We start from the raw sequence: 2219 nt of genomic DNA, 5'->3' as shown, positions 1-2219 counted from the left end.
CGAGCGGGCTGCGCGCGCGCGGGCCGCGCTCGAAGCGGTCGGTTTGGGCCACAAGCTCGATAGCCTGCCCAATACGCTGTCGGGCGGGCAGAAGCAGCGGGTAGCGATCGCCCGCGCATTGGTGCATGACCCGGCGATCATTTTGGCCGATGAACCGACCGGCGCGCTCGACACGCGCACCGGGGCCGAGATTTTGGCCCTGTTCCGCGAATTGAACCGCGATCAGGGACGCACGATCATCATTGTCACTCACGATCCCGAGATTGGCCGCCACATGGATCGGGTGATCGGCTTGCGCGACGGGCGGCTGGTTGACAACATTCTCAGCGAGTACTACGGTGTCGAGGTGTTGGAAGAGGTTGAGCGCACCCGCGGCCTTGAGCCGGTGCCGGTGCCCGTGATGCGCCGTCCGAACGGTGAAACGACCACACCGTAACCGTAAACTGTCGCAACGTATCGATAGACAGAGGGAACCTATGTTCACCGAATTGATCGCCATGGCCTTTGATAGCCTGCGCGCCAATAAATTTCGCTCACTGCTCACCATGCTTGGTGTGATCATCGGCGCCGGCACACTGGTCGCGGTGCTCTCGCTCGGCAATGCGCTGCAAGGCCAAGTCTTCGAGCAGTTTGTCGATCTCGGCACCCGCCGGATCGCGGTGACGCCGGGTGATCCGCGGGCGAAGGGCGCACGTGACGTGCCCGGCTACGGCTTGCTCTCGGTGCAAGATTATCAGGTGCTCGAGACGATGGTCGCCAACCGGCCCGATCTGTTCCGCGCCATCGCGCCGGAGATCACGGTCAGCACGCAGGCTCGCGCTGGCGCGGTCGCCTTGCAGACGCTACTGGTCGGTACCAGCGCCGACTACCCGCAAGTGCAGCGCACGCCGATGTTATATGGCCGCTTCCTCACCCCGGAAGACGAAGCGGAAGGCGCGCGGGTCGGTGTGTTAGGCTGGCTGGTGGCGCGCGATCTGTTCGGTGCTGACAAAGCCGCGCTGCGCAATGTGATTGGGCAGACGATTGAGGTCAATGGCCAGCCGATTGAGATTGTCGGCATCATTAACGAAAACGGCGGTCCCTTCTCAACTGATGGCCGCATCTTTACCCCGGTTAGCACGATGCGCTTGCGCCTGATCGGTGATCTCGATCTGCCGGGACGGGGTCTGCGCATGAGCAGCGTTTTGCTCGGCTTGCAGAGCGAGCAGCAGCTTGATGAGGCGGTGGCTTTGATCGAGAGCACCCTGCGCGCGGCGCGCAATGTGCCGGAGGGGGTGATCAATGACTTCAACCTGCAAACGCCGACGCAGGCCCTGAATGTGCTGGCCGGGATTAGCACTGCTATTACCGGGTTTATTGCGGTGGTCGCCGGCATTAGTCTGGTCGTGGGCGGGATTGGGATTATGAACATTATGCTGGTGGCAGTGACCGAACGCACCCGCGAGATCGGCGTGCGTAAGGCGCTGGGGGCCAGCGACGGCGATGTGCTCGGCCAGTTTGTGATGGAGGCGGTGGCGCTCAGTCTGGTCGGTAGCTTGATCGGCGTGATCGGCGCGATCGGCATTGTGTGGCTGATCAGCGCCGCCAGCGGGATCAACACCGGTATTTCGTGGATCGGGATTGCGCTGGCGTTGGGGTTTGCATCGGTGATCGGGATCGGGTTCGGATATTACCCGGCCCGCCGGGCAGCGTTGTTGCCGCCAATCGAGGCATTACGGTACGAATAACCAATCGTAGAGCCGCACGACCGTGCGGCGCCACCCATAATTGTGCGGCGCCACCCGCGGCTGTGCGGCGTCAATCACCGGATCATCGCCTGACCATACCGCCCGGCGTTGATTGGTATTACGATCAATGTTCCGGCGTAGTCACCAATTCGGTGCCGGCCACCCACCCCTCGCGGCCATCGGTGGTGCGGATGCGCCACCACGGATAGCCGTCTTTCTCTTGCGGGCCGGCCAGCAGAGTCAACTGTGTGCCGGGGGGCAACCCATCAAGCACGGTTGAGTCAAGGCCGGGAGCATTGCGCAGACGCAAGTTCTTGCCGCCGGCCTTTTGCACGTAGGCCACGCCACCTATCTGCAAGCCACCGGCTGCTGGCGCAGCCGCGGCAGGAGCCGGCGTGCTAGGGCCGATCTTGACGGCGCCGCCACTGCCGAGAGCGGTGGAAATGGCGCTCGCGATGCTGCCGCTCTCTGCCGGAGCGCCCGCGCTTTTGC

3 protein-coding genes are annotated in these 2219 nt (G+C 63.4%); 2 read left to right on the top strand and 1 reads right to left on the bottom strand.

Features of this window, described 5'->3' with window-relative positions:
- Positions 1-436 (top strand): ABC transporter ATP-binding protein (locus U9R81_RS14950; protein ID WP_322496230.1); only part of this gene is annotated, 436 nt, incomplete at its 5' end.
- Positions 437-476: 40 nt separating this feature from the next.
- A complete protein-coding gene (locus U9R81_RS14945; RefSeq protein WP_322496229.1) occupies positions 477-1727 on the top strand; it encodes an ABC transporter permease in 1251 nt (416 codons plus the stop codon).
- 124 nt (positions 1728-1851) lie between these two features.
- On the opposite strand, the gene U9R81_RS14940 is transcribed toward U9R81_RS14945, so the two are convergent.
- On the bottom strand, positions 1852-2219 hold a 368-nt coding region (locus U9R81_RS14940), incomplete at its 5' end, for an SH3 domain-containing protein (RefSeq protein WP_322496228.1).

This window comes from Chloroflexus sp., from assembly GCF_034435895.1.
Classification (GTDB): domain Bacteria; phylum Chloroflexota; class Chloroflexia; order Chloroflexales; family Chloroflexaceae; genus Chloroflexus.
Note: the sequence above shows the minus strand (reverse complement) of the source record. Positions and strands in the feature narration are given on the sequence as shown.

What these genes read in the sequence shown, in the direction of transcription:
- U9R81_RS14945 (WP_322496229.1), top strand. Translation starts at nt 477, where the DNA reads ATGTTCACCGAATTGATCGCCATGGCCTTTGATAGCCTGCGCGCCAAT.